We start from the raw sequence: 16949 nt of genomic DNA on the forward strand, positions 1-16949 counted from the left end.
CGACCCGAAAACAAGGAAGATAAGCAAATCAGATTTTCGTGACAGGGTTGTGCATCATGCTTTATGCAACATTATTGAGCCAATATTTGAAAAAACATTTATCCATGACTCTTATGCAAACAGGAAAGGCAAGGGAACTTTGAAAGCATTGCAAAGATTTGACTATTTCAAAAGAAAAGTGAGCAGGAACAACACCCTCAAACGCTATATTTTAAAAGCTGACATAAAGAAATATTTTGAAAATATCGACCATAAAATTCTAATGGGGGCAATAAAGAAAAGAATAAAAGACCAAAGGATTTTGTGGCTTATAAAACAGATTCTCGCAAATCATATATTGCCGAAAGAAGGGAAAAAAGGCATGCCTCTTGGAAATTTGACCTCGCAGTTCTTTGCGAATGTCTACCTCAACGAGCTTGACTATTTTGTCAAGCATAAACTTAAGGTAAACTATTATATCCGCTATGTTGATGATTTTGTCATCTTGGGCAATAACAAATGGAACCTAGAAGCATGCAAGTCAGAGATAAATAATTTCCTCAAAGCCAGCCTAAAAATAGAACTGCATCCTGATAAGTCAAAAATCTCTTTAGTCATGCAAGGCACAACATTTTTGGGATTCAAGATATTTTATTACCATAAGCTGCTGAAAAAAAGCAATATAAGGAAGTTTCGCATAAACCTGTCGCAGCTCTGTGCAAAATATTACAGCAAATTGGTTAGCTACGATGCCATTTATGATTTTATTGAGGGCTGGCTGTCTTATAGCAGGTGGGCAAGCACATTCATCATGCGAAAAAATATTTTATCAATCTTCAGGGGACAATTTACAAATGAAATATCAACAAAAGAATATAACATCCAAATAAGAAAATATTGTCCCGCTTAGATTTTTTACATATCTTTATGACAATCCTATTTCGCAACAAGCTTTATTTTCTCCCCGAAGTTCACAGCATCAACAAGAATCCTTCCAATCTTGTTGTTCTTGTGCACCTTGATTATGCCTGTCTTGCCGACTTTTGCCGTCAGCAGATAATCACCAGCGACAAATACATCAACATCCTTGTTAATAGCTTCATGGCCGAGCTGGAAAACAACGCCTTTCTTCATAATTTTAACCTCGTATTCCAGGCCTTCATGCGCTTCCTGGGAATCACTTCCCCTTGGCTTGTCCATGATGTCCCTAATCTCAATTGACAGCCCCAATTTTTCCTCAATGCCGTTGATATTCTGTCCCTGTTTGCCTATAATCCTTGCGATATCATTCTCTGCAACATAAACGGCGCACTTGTTGTCTGAAAGCATCTCCACCTTGGGGTTTGCCGTGTAATTCCTGAATTCCTGCTCAATTGATTTGGCCGCGAGCTTATGCGCTGGCTTGGCCTGCTGCTCGCCCCTGACAGGCACTACAACAGTCTCCTCGCCGTAGCTGTACAATTCATATTCAAGCTTCTGAGTCTCAAAGTCATTAACAACAACTACCGGCCTGGCAAGGTCAGCCTCTGTCATGCCTGATGGAACTTTGACTGTCATGTTCAGCGAAAGCACCTTGAACACAGCCCCGTTTTTTATGAAAATCACCGTGTCTATAACCTGCGGTATCACGCCCAGCTCAATCCTCCCGACAAACCTCTGGATGGCATCAATCGGATTTGTTGCATGGACAACCCCTGCCAATCCTATTCCGGCCAGCCTTAAGTCGGCAAACAGCTTGAAGTCATCTGTATTCCTCATCTCATCAAATATGGTATAATCGGGCCTGGACAGAAGCAAAATGTCATGAATCTCCTGGGCGTCACCATGGCTGATGGCATACTGGGTGACATTGTCAGGCAGCACAAGGTCCCTTGGGGCCTCAACTGTCTTGACGATCTTGTCTTTTCCAGCATAAAATTCTGCAAGGGCCTGCGCAAAGGTTGAATTATGTGTAACAGTGAAATCGCCTAAACAATATAAACCATCTTTATCTAATTCAAAGCCATAATAGTCGCCATATCCGATATCTTCAACTTTTATTCCAGTCCTTAAAACATTCTTAACCTGCTCCCTTGCATGCCCTCGCTTTCTTTTTATCCTTGTCGGTATTTTTGAAATATCGCCTGATATTCTTATTCGATAATATTTTCTATTTTTCACGTATTTGTCATTGCTATATGCCGCAAAACCAACTGACCTTGCGAGGTACAGGATATCATCCTTTAATTTTTCAAATTTTGTAGCAATTTCAAAACAATTTGCATATAAATAGCCATCTGTATCTATCAGACCAGACAAAATTTCCAATCTGGTTCCATAATCATTAATCTTATAAAGATCTGGAATATGTTTGTTCTGCATTATGTTAAGGGCCTTCATTTTATTTAGAAGAGGATTAATTACAACTCCCCCCCGATGGCCAACAGTTAAACCATAAGTTTGACACGTTGTTCCCATTTTGTATGAATGCTGTTTAAGCATCAACCCATTTTCTTGAGCATAATCATCTAAAAAACTTAGAATTTCAATTTCAGAATTGGATATTCTTAAGCTTGCAGAAAGACCGTCCCCTAACCATATTCCTAAAAAATATGGGCTAATTGGGGTTTCTTTTTTCGGAAATTCTATTCCAGTTCTATATCCTTTACAACGCTCTTTAATATGTGGTGGTGAATTTAAGAAATCTTTAACAGATATATTGGTAGTTTTTTCAATTTTACTCGTGCTATATTTCAAAGATAAAATATGGTTTTCATTGACTATGTAAGGGTCCCCCTTTACCGGTTTAACTCTGTACAGTTTACCGTATCCTTTTGTAGTGCTTAACACCTTCCTTGGCTTAGAGTCAGGACCCATGATTAAATCCCCCGCCCTGATATCTTCAACCATTTTTATTTGACCACGGTACATAAGGATGGGTGTACCTTTTCCATGACATTTTCCCATCCCCGGCGCGCCTGCAACCAATATCCCCTCTGCCTGCTCCTCAATCCTTTTGCTGAGCTTTTCAGACAGCTTGTAATCCCCGAGGCCCAATTTCTTGACAGGCCTCACTGCTGTTATTTCCCAGCCATCAGAAAATGGCGGCTTCGTAATAACAATCCTGAACTTGCCAAGCTGCACTATGGTTGAGCCTGGCCTTTCAATCTCAATGAATGCATCTTTCCTGACTCCGGCTTCCTCTATTATTTCCCTGGAAATATCCTGGACTTCCTCCCTTGCGAGGATTTTTTCCCTGACCTTGATGAATTGCCAATTCCCCGGCATTCCTTTCTTTGCAAAAGGCGGCACATTCTCCCTAAGGTGGGCGCTCATAGTGGTCTCATCGAAGAAATCCTCAAGCAGGAGTTTCTTATGCAATGCCTCAATTTTCTCATAGATAAGCCTGACACCCTTGGCTTCTGCAATCTGGGCCTGTATCTTGTCAGCTGTCATAAGCACTGCATCTTCCTCGATAGCAAGCTCCCTGATAATGTAGTCAATCTCACCCAATGATGCATACTTTATTTCAGCTGCAGAAGGCTTTTTTCCCGCGAATCTAATTTCAAAACCATCCTTGACAGAAAGCTGCTTAATCCTTTTTATCTCGTCAATGCCCAAAAAACCCAGGGCCTTGTTCAGGTTGGCCTGATGCTCAAGCTCTGCGAGCACTGCCTCATGTATAATGACTGTGTCTGCCCTGATTTTTCCGTCCCTGATCTTTGCAGACAGAAGGCCTTCAATTATTACTGATGTGTCGGGCACAATTTTTTCATATTTTTCTTTCATTTTATCATCAGATTCCTTTCATATTATAATGCTTTCTAAAATCCATGCAACATGCCTGGCTGAATAACACCCTTTTTAAAACCAAACGGATCAGGCCTTCTTTGGTTGTTTTGGCTTTTTGCCCTGGTCATCCTTGCGCCTGTCACGCAATTCAGGACTTTTTTCCTCATTTTTTGATTCAGGCACCACCACCTTTTCAATTGTCCGCTGAAACGGCTTTATAAGGGAATCGCCTTTAATTTCCCCGGGCTCAATTTCATGGGCAGGTTCCATGGCATCAAGCCCCTTTCCCTCAACTTTCTCCAGATAGTCCTCGGGAACGCCAGCCTTGTGTTTCTTTGGCCTGAAAATGAATCCCAATGCAATTCCAAAGGCAAATGCAATCATGACCACCAATTTTATGTCAAGGGATGAGAAATTCCTGGCGAAGCTGTTCATTTTAAGCTGCAGCCTCTGCAGGAAATTCAGGTTGTCGAACTGCATGGCAAAAGTCTTGCTTCCTGTGAACTTTCTCCCAAGCTTGTCCTCATAGTCCAAGACTATTTCAAAATCATTTTGCCCAGGATTGAGCATGCTGGACTCAAAGCTCACATAGAACTTCCTGTCCTGGCTCATGTTTGGAACCTGCCATGTCCGCTCACCCATCGGCCCGGCCATCCTGACATTGAGATTAACCGGCTCGGAAAAGGAGTCCTTGAGCAGTGTAAATTCCATGGTGTACGATTTTCCAAATTCAAGGGACTCCGGAGTGATGATGCCTTCAGCTGAGACCATTGGAGGGTCAAGCATGGTCAGCGACAGGCCAACTGTCTTTGTGATAAACTCATTCTTTGCGACAATGTCGAGGTTCTTCGCACCCTCGCTTTCAAATTTTATTGCATACGAGACGCTGCCTTTTTCAGCTATTCCCAGATCCAGCATTTTGCAGTCGTTTTCATAGCACATGCTGACATCCTTAAGATAGGCATTGCCTTCATTCCTGATGTCACAATCCATCTTTATGATTTCATCAAGATAGTATTCGCTCTTGTCTGTTTTGCATTCAAGCCCTACGCTCCTGCTGTATGTTTTTTGCCGTTCCTCAATTTTCTGCGCCAGTATGCCATTGATGTATTCCAGGTCAAAGCTTTGGTCCCTGTCGGAAGAGACAAATGTTGCAGTGCCTGTTGCATTTCTTGCACCCTGCACAATTATCCTGAAAGTGTAGATAAATGACTTGTCCAGATTGCTGTCCACTCTCATCACCCAGTAAACTTTCTTTCGCTCCCCGGGCAAAAGGAGGACCTGCTTCTTGGAGTCCCCGACCAATTCCAGCCCACTCGACCTTGAAATTATAACTTCTGTTGGATAATAATAGCTGTTGGGATTGTAGATTTCAGCCTCAATTAGATTATAGGAGCCAAATTTTACCCTGTCTTTCAGTGGAGCCACATCCAGGATCAGGTCTGGATTCAATCTGCTGCCCAAGGAAGCAACTTCAGTCTCGATTTTTAGCCTGTGCGTTTGAATGTCCACCAGCCAGCCGTCCCACCGGTAGTTGACAGTTGGCTCGTTTGAATCAAGGCTTTCCTTTAGCCTGATATGCCCGGCATCCACAAATCCGAACTCACCATATGTTATGTCAAAGGGAATCCACCCATACCCTGGAAAATAGACTTCTGCCCACGCATGCGGCCCAAAATCATTCAGGCTGTTCCAATTCGTGTAGGCAACGCCGCTTATATATCTTGCAGGAATTCCGAGGCTGCGAAGCATGGCCACAAAAAGCGAGGTAAGCTCGTCGCAAACGCCCTCCTTGTTTTCAAGCACCCATGATGCCTTTTGAGAAGCCTCTGCAGTCAGGCTGTCGAGGCTGTATTCTATATTGTTCTGTATCCACTCAGCAACATTGAAGACAACAACATAAAGGTCGCTTTCCCCTTTTGCAAGCTCGCTTGCCTTTTCGATTATTTCCCTTTTTTCCGAATCAATATTCTTTTGCGGGATAACATACTTCTGCAGGTCTTCAGGCAGCTCAAGCAAAGGAAAGGAAATTTTCCTGTCAACTGGCATAAAGCCATACGTGACCTTGACCATGCTGTCCATGGCAAAGCCAACCGAGTCGGTTCCAGGAGGCTCCCAGACATAATTTATTGCAGAATCATTTATGGATGCTTCAGGATTATTGTCCAATTCCAAGACATCCTGGTTCCAGGCATCTTTTGGGAAAAATGTCTGCTCCACTCTCAGCTTGTCGATTCTCCAGTTATTGCCGAGAGGCACAATATCCATGTTTGATGAGATTGCCAGGCTTGCAGTCAGGTCGCTGGCAGTGAAAATCTCATCCTGCGCAAATACGGAGCATGATATAGTGAACAGTAAACAGACTGCTAATGGTATTATAACTGCACCTTTTTTCCCCATGTTGCTTTACCTGCGGCGTGCTTATTAATATTTTTCCCTTCTGCCAAATATCCCCCTCCTTTCAAGAATAAAGCCCGCTGCTATGCTGAATCATAAATCCTTTTCATCAACAGGGCATCCTTCTCAATGTTTGGCGATTCGCTTATCACAACACCCTTTATCCCAAATTCCTTCCACGCCCTGACAAGCTCTGTGTAGTTTAAATCTGATTCCTTAAGCGGGATATGGCTTTTCTCACCTTTATCGCTGTAGGCAACGCCCTGGCAATGGAAATGCACATTTTGCATGGCGCGCTTGCCAAGCTTATTTTCCATCAATGAAAGCACGTCCTCAAACTCCTTTTTTGTATTGTATTTTCCATTGCTTTGCGCATGCAAATGGCTCCAGTCTATGCACGGCAGGACATTGTCAAAATGCGCACACATATCAAGTATTTCCGACAAGTTGCCAAACTGGGCCACCCTGCCGGCAGTTTCCGGCCTAACCCAGATTTCAACGCCGCTGTTTTTCAGCTCCTCGACTATTATGCTTATTGCCTCCTTTACCTTGCTGAATACATCTTTGGGATCCTGCTTTAGGTAATATGCAGGATGGAAGCATACTGAATAGCCTCCGCACAATGATGTTATTTTTGCAGACTGGACAATCCTGGAAATAGAGGCATGCCATTTTGGCTTTTCAACGGCATTCAGATTTATGTAATAAGGCGCATGGCAGGTCAGAACAACGTTGTTTTTTTTTGCTATTTCATTGATTTCTGGAGCCTTTTCTTTTGTGATATTTACAGAGTGCACAAATTCAAGCTCCATAGCCCCCAGGCCAAGCTCTTTCACTTTAGAAATCCCATTTGGAGTTGTCCTTGGATTAGCTGCTATCGGGATTCCGGCAGTCCCAAAAAGCAGGGAGTTTATTTTTAATTTCATTTTTAACAATGCTGTCCTTGAACTGGAATATTGAGCTGCCAACTGTCAGGGGAGAATCAGTATGTCCCCCTCAGCTTTTCAGCTTCGAGCACTCGCCTTACGGCGACTATGTAAGCCGCATTCCGCATGCTGCACTTATGGTGCTTTGACTTGTCATAGACCTCCCTGAATGCAGTTGTCATTATCCTGTCAAGGCGCCTCAGCACTGCCTCCTGCTTCCACTTGTAGTTATAGTGATTTTGCACAGTTTCAAAATAGCTCACAACCACTCCTCCAGCATTTGCCAGGATGTCCGGCACTACAACAATCCCTTTAGCGTCCAGAATTTCATCGGCTTCGGTTGTAACAGGCGCATTGGCAAGCTCCATCACAATCTTGGCTTTAATCTTGTCCGCATTTGATTTTGTAATCTGGCTGCTTAAGGCAGCGGGGATAAGAACATCACAATCCAGCTCCAAAAGCTGCTCATTTGTGACTCTTGCGCTCCCCGGAAATCCAATCACAGTGCCAATTTTTTCCTTGAAAGCGAGCAATGACTTGATGTCCAGACCATCATTGCTGAAAATGCCGCCTTTGGAATCACTGATACCAATTATTTTATGGCCCCATCCTGATAATATGCTTGCGAGGTTAGAGCCTGCATTGCCAAATCCCTGTATAACAATTTTTAGCTCCTTGTCGAGGCCCATTTCCTTGACCATCTCCTTGAAAACAGCTGCGCATCCATAAGAAGTCGAATAGTCCCTGACTTCGCTTCCGCCCAATGGCTTCGGCTTGCCTGTTATCACACCTGGCCGATGCTCGAAATAAATTTTCTCATATTCATCCTGCATCCAGGCCATTATTTGCGGCGTAGTGTAAACATCAGGGGCGGGAATGTCAATGTTCGGGCCAATAAACCTGTGGATTCCACGTATGTAGCCCCTGCTCAGCCGCTCAAGCTCACCTATGGAAAGCTCCTTTGGATTGACAACAACGCCCCCTTTGGCGCCACCGAATGGAATATCAACGCAGGCGCATTTCAATGTCATGAGAAATGCAAGGGTCTTAACCTCCTCCAAATCAACGTCGGGGTGGAACCTGATTCCCCCTTTTGTCGGGCCGCGCGCATCATTGAACTGGACCCTGTGCGCCACAAACCTGCTGACAGTGCCCTTGTCCATGCGCACGGGTATTATAAATGTGAAGCTTCTTGTTGGCTGCTTGAGAATATCTATTTCAGCAGGCGAAAGCTCAATTATGGAGGCCACCTTGTCTAGCTGGGACATGCAGTGTATGCAGACATTCTGCATATCCTTCACCATCCTGATATTTTCGTCAATCTCTCCCTGTTTTTTCGGCATGCCAAACCCTCCTCTTTTTTAGTGCATTTCCTTCGGTTTAAATAGGTTTACCTTAACCAATAAAAATTTGACATGTCAGAAATCGACTTCGCACGCTCCGAGCTTTAGCTCGGTGAAAGAATATCGATTTCTGAGCATGATGGAAATCTTCGATTTCCAGCATCCCTTTAGCAGGCAGTTCTTGACATATTAAACACATTAGTAACATTTATATAACTTATCGGGCTAAGCATTCCAGCTTCTTTTTTTGCGTTGCACAATAATGTGGGGCATGCAGTATCCCTCGCATCTGCTTGCAAACCAAGGCAATAGTGAATAGGGGCGAGCAAATTGGCACAAGGGCCTGAATCCAAGAACAAGAATGAGCAACACCAAAAAAATATGGAAGGCGAAGGGCAGGTTTACAACAGGGTTTGAAATGGAGATGTTTACCCTGGACAAGGAAGGCCATGTTGTCTATGAGCAGGACTACATTATATCCCGTGCCAAGAAATATTTCAAGGATGTTTCAGTTGTCAAGGAAGTTGGCAAGCACATGGTAGAAGTTGGCTCCCAGCCGAGCTCTGACCTTAGGACATCCTTTAACCACATATTATACACCCTTGAAAAAACATGGGAAGTTGCTGAGAAAAAGAACCTGCTATTATACCCATTTGCCACTTACCCAGGAGAGTTCAATCCCGAGATAAACTCAAGCTTTTGGTATGACATCAGAAAAAAGATTCTAGGCGAAGAAAAGTTCAAGATGAGCGGCCTATGCCTGGGCTTTCATTTTCATTTTGCAGTCCCCAAGAATATTTTTAGCAGGAAAAAGAGGGTAATTGTCACACTGCCGGACAAAAAAGAGCAGCAATCCTTTATCAGCGGCTATAATTTTCTCATTGCAGCTGACCCTGTTGTGACAACCTTTATGCAATCCTCCCCTTATATCCAGGGGACGTACCTTGCCAAGGATTCCAGGATGCTTTTTTACAGAGGCGGGGAAAACCTCAAATTCAATGGGCTTTACAATGACTTCCAGATATTCGGCGGGCTTCAAAGCTATATCTACACAATAACAGACCTGGCCAAGCTAATACAAAAGAGATATGATCTCTTAAAAAGCCAGCTCATCCACTGGGGGTTTGACCCACGGCTTATCAAGAAATATGCAAAAAAGCTGGACACTGCATGGAACCCGGTGAAAGTCAACAAGCACGGCACTTATGAACAGAGGGGGATGGACATGAACCTCCCAAGCTACTGCTTAAGCGTCAGCGCATTATTGCAGCTGGCGCTAAAAAGAATTGTCGAAGAGCACATTGCTGTTGTGCCTTCGGATGTCGGCATTTACAGGCCATTTAAGCTCGAAGGCAAGAAGCTTCATATCCCCCCAATCAGCATCGTACAGGAGAATCTCCAGCATCTTTCAGCAACCGAAGGGCTGTCAAACATTAAAATTCTCAGGTATTGCAAAGCCCTGGTGCAATTTGCGCAGGCCGGGGACAACCAAGACCAAAAAAGATTCATGACCAGGATTAGCAGCATGCTTTCGGAAAAAAAGACCATTTCCGACAAGATAATTGAGAAAATCAAAAGCCTTGGCTTTGATGATTCCATAACGGCGGATGCAGCCGCGACCCTGGCAGAGGGGTATGCCTATGAATTTTTGGATGATATCGATTACACCAAAGCTCTTCTTTCCTGAGCCTGGCAATGCCTGCTCAATTCTGCGCCTTTAGCTCTTTGGCCTTCAGCATGACAAAGGCCTTCAATTCCTTTGGCCAATTTGCCTCTATCTCATCTTTGTACTCTTCAATTGATGCAAGGACCCTCTCATCAATATTTTTCTCGCCTTTAATCATCTTCATGATTTCCATCTTGGCAAAGCCAGGCACATTCTTGGTTTCCCAAAGCTGCTGCTTAAGGAGCTGAGTCTGGCTGTCCTGCCTTGCCTCCTGCTTTTCCACCATTTCTCTCCAGAACTCCTCATAATTGAAATTTTCAGCGCTGATTCTCTTCGGAGGAGAAACATCCTTGTGATTCTTGGCAATCTTGGCAAGTATCATCTCATGCATTCTCCTAAGGAATTCCACCTTGTCCTCAATTGTGAGCACATCCATGTGGCCTTCAAGCAGCAGGCCAAATGCAAAGGGAGAAGGTATTGTCACAGTCTTTTCCACGACTTTTATTTTTCCCTCTTCCATAAGGCCGATCACCTGCTTTGTGCTTTGGATATCCATCAGGTCTTCCAATACCTCCCTTTTTGCTTCCTTAAGTATGCAGAAATCCTGGCTTACCCTTCTCACAGCACTTATCAGCAGCTGGCTTGACATCTGTTGCCTTCCAACCTTCTTTGTCCTGCCCATGTAATTTCTCAATATCATCAGGCTCCTTGTAGCGCAGTGCCTAAACCTCCGTTTCAGGATTTCAGACTTGTCAATGGCAGCATCCATCAGCATCTCGATTTTCTTGCCCCTGAGGATTTCCAGGGCTTTTTTGACAGGAAGTGCACGGTTGCTCGAAATGTAGAAACCATTGTCATTCACCCCTATCTCAACATCCTTGTGCTCCATCCTGGATATCGCAAACCCGGCCGCCCTGCTGAGGCAGTCATTGACACGCCTGCCAAACAGGGAATGCACAACAGCATAATGCCTGTCCTTGTCTGAATAGTGCTCAATCAAAATTTTCTTGTCATGCGGAATTTCGAGATAGTAATACTGCTCCTTGAAATATTCATAAATTGCAGCTGCTGCAAAATCGTCGACATAAAGGTATTCATTGACGAAAGCTATAATCTCCTCCATGTTTTTTCTTGACTTAAACTTGTCTTCCATGAGCCTCCTGAATCTCTGGATCTCCATTGCAAGGTCAAAGCTCAGTGGCAGCATTTCGCTTACCCATGAGGGAATGCTTGGCGGCCTGTAGACAGATGCATTGACATAGGCAGTCATGCCTTTGGCATAAAGGAATTCATATTTTTCACCGCCCAGGACAAATACGTCCCCGCGCTTCAGCCTTTCCAGAAAAGCCTCGTCAATTTCGCCTATCACATGCTGGCCAACTTTTACCTGCACATACGCTTCATCGGGGATTGTGCCAATATTGGTCATGTAGAGCACCCGCGCCATCTTTCCCCTCTTGCCCACCATGCCTGTTTCCTCATCCTGCCAAATCTTGGCATAGACATTTCTGTCCTCCAAGGCGACAAATTTCCCGGAAAGATAATCCATGACTTCAGCGAAATCGTCGCGCTTCAGGCTGCTATAGCAGTATGACCTCTTTATGACCCTGAAAATGTCATCATTGCTAATCCTGTCTGCAATTGCAATCCCGAAAATATGCTGGGCAAGGACATCAAGGCAATTTTGCGGTATGTGGATTTTGTCTATTTTTTTCTCCACAGCACTTTTCAGGAGCACGCTGCATTCCACCAGGTCATCACGGTCCATGACGATTATCCTTCCCTTGGTCACTTCATGGAGGCGATGCCCGGCACGGCCGCACCTTTGTATCGCCCTGGCCACTGATTTAGGCGAGCCAAGAAGGATTACAAGGTCGATGTACCCTATGTCAATTCCCAGCTCAAGGCTGGTTGATGAGACCACAACCTTCAGCTTGCCTTCGCGCAAAGAATTCTCAATTTTATGCCGGTGCTGCTTGGACAATGAGCCATGGTGGGCGCCAATATTCTCTGTGTAATTCTTTGGAAATTTTTCCTTAAGGTGGTTTACAACCCTCTCTGTGGCAGACCTTGTATTTGTGAAAATCAGCGTTGTCTTGTGCTCCTGGACAAGCCTGTCAATCATCCTATACATCGCATCATGCACTACTTCATGTGCTGTGTTAATCAGGTCAGGCACAGGGCTCAGGACCTTTAAGTCAAGCTTTTTTATGAATTGCGTGTCAATGATTGTGCAATCCCTTTCCTTCCCATTTTCAAACCCCACCAAATATTTCGCAATTTCCTCAATAGGCGCAACTGTCGCGGACAACCCGACGCGTGTCATGTAGCCTGTAAGTTCCTGGAGGCGCTCCAGGCTCAAAGACAGATGCACGCCCCTCTTGTTTTCAGCAAGGGCATGCACTTCATCAACAATGCACCATTCAGCTTTTCGCATATGGTCCCTGAACTTGACCGTGGATAGCAGGATTGCCAATGTTTCAGGCGTTGTTATCAGGATATGCGGCGGGGTCTTGCTCATTTTTGCCCTTTCAGCCGTGGGTGTGTCTCCTGTCCTGACCCCAACCCTAATCCCCAGTTTTTTTCCGGAAATCTTTTCCATTTCTTCCAGGGGAGTTATCAAATTAACCTTGATATCCTCATTCAGGGCTTTTAGCGGAGAAATGTAGACACAATAAATCCTGTCTTCAAGAACCCCCTTTTCACTGTTGTCAATAAGCTCATTGAGGACTGAAAGAAAGCCTGTCAGGGTTTTTGTTGCACCTGTTGGAGCTGTCACCAGGGTGTTTTTCCTGCTGTGGATTTCCATAACCCCAAAAAGCTGAGGCAGGCTGAATTCCTCAAATTTGGAAAAAAACCACCGTTTCACAACAGGATGCAAAATATTCAGAAGCTCTTCTTTCCTGTTCGGTGTTTCCTTGAAGGCTATGGCCATTCCTAATTCACCTTTTGAAAATTCTCCGGCTTTAAATGGCTTATGTTGAAGTGTCCAGTGGAGAGTGGCATTGCCAGATCTACAAGGAAATATTTGCTACTTTAAAATAGCGAAGAAATCGGAAATTTTATAAATGATGGAATTATTTTGCAATTGGGGGATAGGGTGGAACCTGAGTTTAGACTTGACGTTGACAAACCATATGTGATATACCGCCATGATACTCGTGGCAATACAGGCTTCTATAGCATAGTTGATTACTTGAAATTGTTCCCAGGCAGCCCTGTCAGGCAAGACAGGGATTATGGCAAAGCAGGGTTTGAAGGCGCCTTGGCGGTCCCTTCTTCCAGCGACCCCGAAATTGTCAACTTTCTCACGCTTGATGAAAATGTGAATAGGCTTATGCGGACAGCCAAGGTCAAGCTAATCTCTGAGAGGGGAAATGAAAATGAATATGAGCGCCCTGGAGCAAGATTTCGCAGGCTAAACCCCGGCATTGAAATGGCGGCTGACAGACCACAAATATACCTGGTGCTGGATTTTAACGTATTAAGAGATGCTCATATTGGGGCAATTATCCGAAACATCGAGAGCGGGGCACTGCATCTGAAGCAACAAATCTACCTTAGGCCAGGCGTTGGAAGAGATGATAAATTTGTGGAGGGACCAAAAGGGGAACGCGTCATGACTATAGCCCCGGGTGTTGAAGGCCTCGGGGCGGAGGGGTATGTTACAATAGCGACCCAAAATGTTGACTCATATTTGGCCGGCAAAGTTCCGCCACGGGTTCTTGTCTGGGAACCGGAAATCATGGGCCCTGGATTTGAAACAAAAACGCGCGGAGTCAGGAGCCCAATGCGAAATTTCAAGACAGCTGGAAATTATGACCTTCCTGGAACAGGGAAGGATGATGCATCAAGGGAAAATTTCCATGAGATACTCATAACGGATAATGAAGGAAATGTTTTGGAAGGGGGAGGGGAAAATGTTTTTATGGTGAAAAATGGGGTACTTTATACCCCTCCATTGTCAATGGACATCCTGCCAGGAACAAAAAGGAAAAAAGTCTTGGAAATCGCGGATGCGCTTGGCATACCTGTAAAGCAGGAGCCATTTCACCTACGGGAATTATTTGAGGGCGACGCAATGGCGTTTTCAGGCACCTGGATGGGGTTTGGGCCTGTTGAGTACCTGTTCCAATACACAATCGGCAAGACAAGGCAATTCCCATTGGATAATGAATATATAGAAGGGATATCAAATGCTTATCAGGATATCATCAATGACAGGGAACTATCAGACCCCAAGTTGAAAGACATCCAGCATAGGATGCTTACCAGAATACAAGTCCCAAAGCAAAAGAAATAAACCAGGCAGTCGCTTCAACGATTTGAATTTTATTCCCGGGCATTCCATAAAGTTTATTAAAGATGGCTGTCCGCCAAATATAATAACGTTAAAAAGTCCCTATTAAATCAATCAATGGCGGTAGAAATGCAAGAAGGCGAAAAACTGAACTTACTGGTAAAGGAAATTATGCGCACAAAGATAGCAAATGATTTCCAGACTGCAACAAAAATTGCTGAAGCACTGATTGCTTATGACTCCCAGCTTTCTGAAGGGGAGAGGTACTTCAAGCAGGTAATTTTCAACAAAGTCACAGAAGACCTGATAAAATGGTTTTCCGGGAACAATCTTGAGGGCGAGTTCCAAAGGCTTGAAAATGAGATATCAGGCCTGAAAAAGGAATTGGCAGATATCAGGAAAATAGCCGTGCAGGGAGCAGAGAGGGCACCGGCCGCAAGCCCCAGGCCAGCAGGCCAGGAAACAACAGCGCATCAGGCGGCAACAGTTGCGCCTCCAAAAGAAGAGCCCAAGAAGGCAAGTGTTGGCGCAGGGGCTTCTAGGCAGGAAATGAACCCAACTGATTATGACATCAGCAAGGTTTTCTATTTTGGGAATAAGCGGCAATAGATAATGGGAGAATAGCCAGGCCATGCAAACCAAAGCATAGTTATTTAAACAAACACACTGTCCCATATCATGGTTTGGAGGTTCTGTAGTTGTAGGATTAGCTTTACAAATGGCCATAAACTAATAGTTAAGCTTATAAATAAGGCATAAAGACCAAGAAGAGCTAAAACATATACAAAATTGCAATATCCAAGGTGAGCAAATGACAAGTGCATATGATGTTCCACAGCAGGAACTTGTTGAAAAAGCAGCCCAGGAGCTGAAAAGTGTCAGCCAGATCAAGCCTCCTGTATGGTCAGCCTTTGCAAAAACAGGAATGCACAAGGAAAGGCCGCCAATGCAGGCAGACTGGTGGTACTACAGGGCAGCATCTGTTTTGAAATATGTATACAAGCTCGGCCCAGTAGGGGTTGCAAAGCTCAGGATAAAATATGGCGGGCGAAAGAACAGGGGGCATGCCCCAGAGCACACTTTCAAAGGATCAGGAAATATTGTAAGAAAAATATTGCAGCAGCTGGATGCCGCTGGCCTGACCAAGCAAACTTCAAAGGGAACCCATAAAGGCAGAATCGTAACGCCCAAGGGCAAGTCGCTGGTGGACAAGGCCGCAAGCCAGATTCGCCAGTCAAAGCCAAGGGAAATGCCCAAGATGGAAGCCAAGCATGCGGACAAACTGGCTGAGCTAAAGGCAGCTGCACCAGCCCCGACAGAAGGCAAGCAGAAGCAAAAGAAAAAAGATGCCAAAGAGGCAGTCCCTGAAACACAGGCTGCAGAGTAAAACATTTTTAGGTTATCGCCATAAGCTGATATAAAATATCATGAGTGAGATTGAGGATATAAGAAGGAGAAAACTGGCACAACTGCAAGCCAATCAAAATGCACAGGCCAACAGCAAAATAAATGAGGAGGCCGAGCTGCAAAGGCAGATAGCAGAGCTGGAAGGCATTGTCAAGCAGCTGTTTACCAAAGAGGCCCTGGAAAGATACGGCAACATAAAAGCTGTTGACCAGGAAAAAGCTATACAGGTAATTGCTGTGATTGGGCAACTGGTCCAGTCAGGCAGGGTCCAAAAAATCAATGACGAAATGCTGAAAAACCTGCTGATGAGGCTCGCGGGAAACAAGCGTGAGAGCAAAATCAGGCGAGCTTAGGGCCAGAAAAAGCTAATTATCAAATAAAATTCATTCAATCAACCTGAATATAAAAGTGAAAAAATGGCAAGAGTCAAGCATCCAAGCAAGAAGAAAAGGCTTACCAAGAAGGGAAAGCAGTCAAGATGGGCTCCATTCTGGACAGTCCCAAAGAAGTATGGCATCGGAAGGAAAATCCATCCGGGCAGGCATACAACAGTCAAAAGAAGCTGGAGAAGGACCAAAACAAAGGCATGATTACTATGGCAGTTGAGCGAATTTACACAATACCCCTGCGAAAAGAATGGCTAAAAGCCCCAAAGTACAGAAGGGCGAAGAAGGCCGTTGATGCTGCCAGGCAATTCCTGGAAAAGCACATGAAAAGCGAGGACGTGAACCTTGGAAAATACCTCAACCTATTCATATGGAAACATGGCATAAAGAATCCCCCCGCATACATCAAGGTCAAAGTTACCAAGAATGATGCGGGCAGGGTTGATGCAGAGCTGGTAGATGCGCCTGTTGACAAAAAAGAAAGCGTGGATGAAAAGGTCAAGAAGGCCGCCAAGGCTGAAAAAGCAGACAAGAAAGCCGAGAAGAAAGATGAAGAGCCATCCCCCTCCGAGACAGATGATATAAGGGAAGCAGAAGTTGTTTCTGAAACAACTGAAAAGAAGCCAAAGAAAGCGCCAGCCAAGAAAAAACCCAAAACTGCAAATTAAACGCATGGCCCGGCCATGTATTATTTCTGAAATTATCTAACCTATAGGAAATAACCTTAATTTTCGTATGTTTTGAAATGAGTGCAAGGTTATTTCCTAATAAGCA

General features: G+C 44.5%; 13 protein-coding genes. 8 read left to right on the plus strand and 5 right to left on the minus strand.

What is annotated here, in order from left to right; genetic code table 11:
- On the plus strand, positions 1 to 889 hold an 889-nt coding region (locus J4227_00455), incomplete at its 5' end, for a group II intron reverse transcriptase domain-containing protein (GenBank protein ID MBS3108984.1).
- A gap of 26 nt (positions 890 to 915) precedes the next feature.
- On the opposite strand, the gene J4227_00460 is transcribed toward J4227_00455, so the two are convergent.
- From J4227_00460 to J4227_00475, 4 genes are all read right to left on the minus strand, one after another.
- Complete coding sequence (locus tag J4227_00460; protein MBS3108985.1) at positions 916 to 3747, minus strand: hypothetical protein; 2832 nt, start codon at positions 3745 to 3747, stop codon at positions 916 to 918.
- A 90-nt stretch (positions 3748 to 3837) separates the two neighbouring features.
- On the minus strand, positions 3838 to 6150 hold the full coding sequence (locus tag J4227_00465) for a transglutaminase domain-containing protein (GenBank protein MBS3108986.1): 2313 nt from the start codon (positions 6148 to 6150) through the stop codon (positions 3838 to 3840).
- An 80-nt stretch (positions 6151 to 6230) separates the two neighbouring features.
- The gene (locus J4227_00470) at positions 6231 to 7073 is read right to left on the minus strand and encodes a TIM barrel protein (protein MBS3108987.1); all 843 of its coding nucleotides are present in this window, start codon (positions 7071 to 7073) and stop codon (positions 6231 to 6233) included.
- A gap of 56 nt (positions 7074 to 7129) precedes the next feature.
- Entirely contained in the window at positions 7130 to 8365 is a 1236-nt protein-coding gene (locus J4227_00475; GenBank protein ID MBS3108988.1) for a Glu/Leu/Phe/Val dehydrogenase, read from the minus strand.
- 412 nt (positions 8366 to 8777) lie between these two features.
- Here J4227_00475 and J4227_00480 point away from each other — a divergent pair, with 412 nt between their 5' ends.
- The gene (locus J4227_00480; GenBank protein MBS3108989.1) at positions 8778 to 10103 is read left to right on the plus strand and encodes a hypothetical protein; all 1326 of its coding nucleotides are present in this window, start codon (positions 8778 to 8780) and stop codon (positions 10101 to 10103) included.
- Positions 10104 to 10119: 16 nt separating this feature from the next.
- Here J4227_00480 and J4227_00485 read toward each other — a convergent pair whose 3' ends face one another.
- Positions 10120 to 13017: an ATP-dependent helicase gene (locus tag J4227_00485; protein MBS3108990.1), complete on the minus strand. Its 2898-nt coding sequence runs from the start codon at positions 13015 to 13017 to the stop codon at positions 10120 to 10122.
- Between the two features lie 165 nt (positions 13018 to 13182).
- Between J4227_00485 and J4227_00490 the strand changes: the two genes are divergently transcribed.
- The 6 genes from J4227_00490 to J4227_00515 all read left to right on the plus strand — a co-directional run bounded on the left by J4227_00490 (position 13183) and on the right by J4227_00515 (position 16843).
- Positions 13183 to 14385 (plus strand): aminotransferase class IV, encoded by a 1203-nt coding sequence (locus J4227_00490; protein MBS3108991.1) that lies wholly within the window; start codon positions 13183 to 13185, stop codon positions 14383 to 14385.
- Positions 14386 to 14511: 126 nt separating this feature from the next.
- Entirely contained in the window at positions 14512 to 14991 is a 480-nt protein-coding gene (locus J4227_00495) for a hypothetical protein (GenBank protein MBS3108992.1), read from the plus strand.
- Between the two features lie 202 nt (positions 14992 to 15193).
- Complete coding sequence (locus J4227_00500) at positions 15194 to 15769, plus strand: 30S ribosomal protein S19e (GenBank protein ID MBS3108993.1); 576 nt, start codon at positions 15194 to 15196, stop codon at positions 15767 to 15769.
- A gap of 40 nt (positions 15770 to 15809) precedes the next feature.
- Positions 15810 to 16142 carry a hypothetical protein gene (locus J4227_00505; protein MBS3108994.1) on the plus strand — a complete coding sequence of 111 codons (333 nt, stop codon included), beginning with the start codon at positions 15810 to 15812 and terminating at the stop codon, positions 16140 to 16142.
- Between the two features lie 63 nt (positions 16143 to 16205).
- Positions 16206 to 16379, plus strand: a complete 174-nt coding sequence (locus J4227_00510) for a hypothetical protein (GenBank protein MBS3108995.1) — start codon at positions 16206 to 16208, stop codon at positions 16377 to 16379.
- 5 nt (positions 16380 to 16384) lie between these two features.
- Positions 16385 to 16843: a 60S ribosomal protein L31 gene (locus tag J4227_00515; protein ID MBS3108996.1), complete on the plus strand. Its 459-nt coding sequence runs from the start codon at positions 16385 to 16387 to the stop codon at positions 16841 to 16843.
- Positions 16844 to 16949 lie beyond the last annotated feature (106 nt).

Source organism: Candidatus Woesearchaeota archaeon (assembly GCA_018303405.1).
GTDB lineage: Archaea > Nanobdellota > Nanobdellia > Woesearchaeales > JABMPP01 > JAGVYD01.

Bases quoted from the DNA above. Each gene is read 5' to 3' on its own strand.
- J4227_00460 (MBS3108985.1), bottom strand. From the start codon at position 3,747: ATGAAAGAAAAATATGAAAAAATTGTGCCCGACACATCAGTAATAATT.
- J4227_00480 (MBS3108989.1), top strand. From the start codon at position 8,778: ATGAGCAACACCAAAAAAATATGGAAGGCGAAGGGCAGGTTTACAACA.
- J4227_00510 (MBS3108995.1), top strand. From the start codon at position 16,206: ATGGCAAGAGTCAAGCATCCAAGCAAGAAGAAAAGGCTTACCAAGAAG.
- J4227_00500 (MBS3108993.1), top strand. From the start codon at position 15,194: ATGACAAGTGCATATGATGTTCCACAGCAGGAACTTGTTGAAAAAGCA.
- J4227_00515 (MBS3108996.1), top strand. From the start codon at position 16,385: ATGGCAGTTGAGCGAATTTACACAATACCCCTGCGAAAAGAATGGCTA.
- J4227_00495 (MBS3108992.1), top strand. From the start codon at position 14,512: ATGCAAGAAGGCGAAAAACTGAACTTACTGGTAAAGGAAATTATGCGC.
- J4227_00475 (MBS3108988.1), bottom strand. From the start codon at position 8,365: ATGCAGAATGTCTGCATACACTGCATGTCCCAGCTAGACAAGGTGGCC.
- J4227_00465 (MBS3108986.1), bottom strand. From the start codon at position 6,150: ATGGGGAAAAAAGGTGCAGTTATAATACCATTAGCAGTCTGTTTACTG.
- J4227_00485 (MBS3108990.1), bottom strand. From the start codon at position 13,017: ATGGCCATAGCCTTCAAGGAAACACCGAACAGGAAAGAAGAGCTTCTG.
- J4227_00470 (MBS3108987.1), bottom strand. From the start codon at position 7,073: ATGAAATTAAAAATAAACTCCCTGCTTTTTGGGACTGCCGGAATCCCG.
- J4227_00505 (MBS3108994.1), top strand. From the start codon at position 15,810: ATGAGTGAGATTGAGGATATAAGAAGGAGAAAACTGGCACAACTGCAA.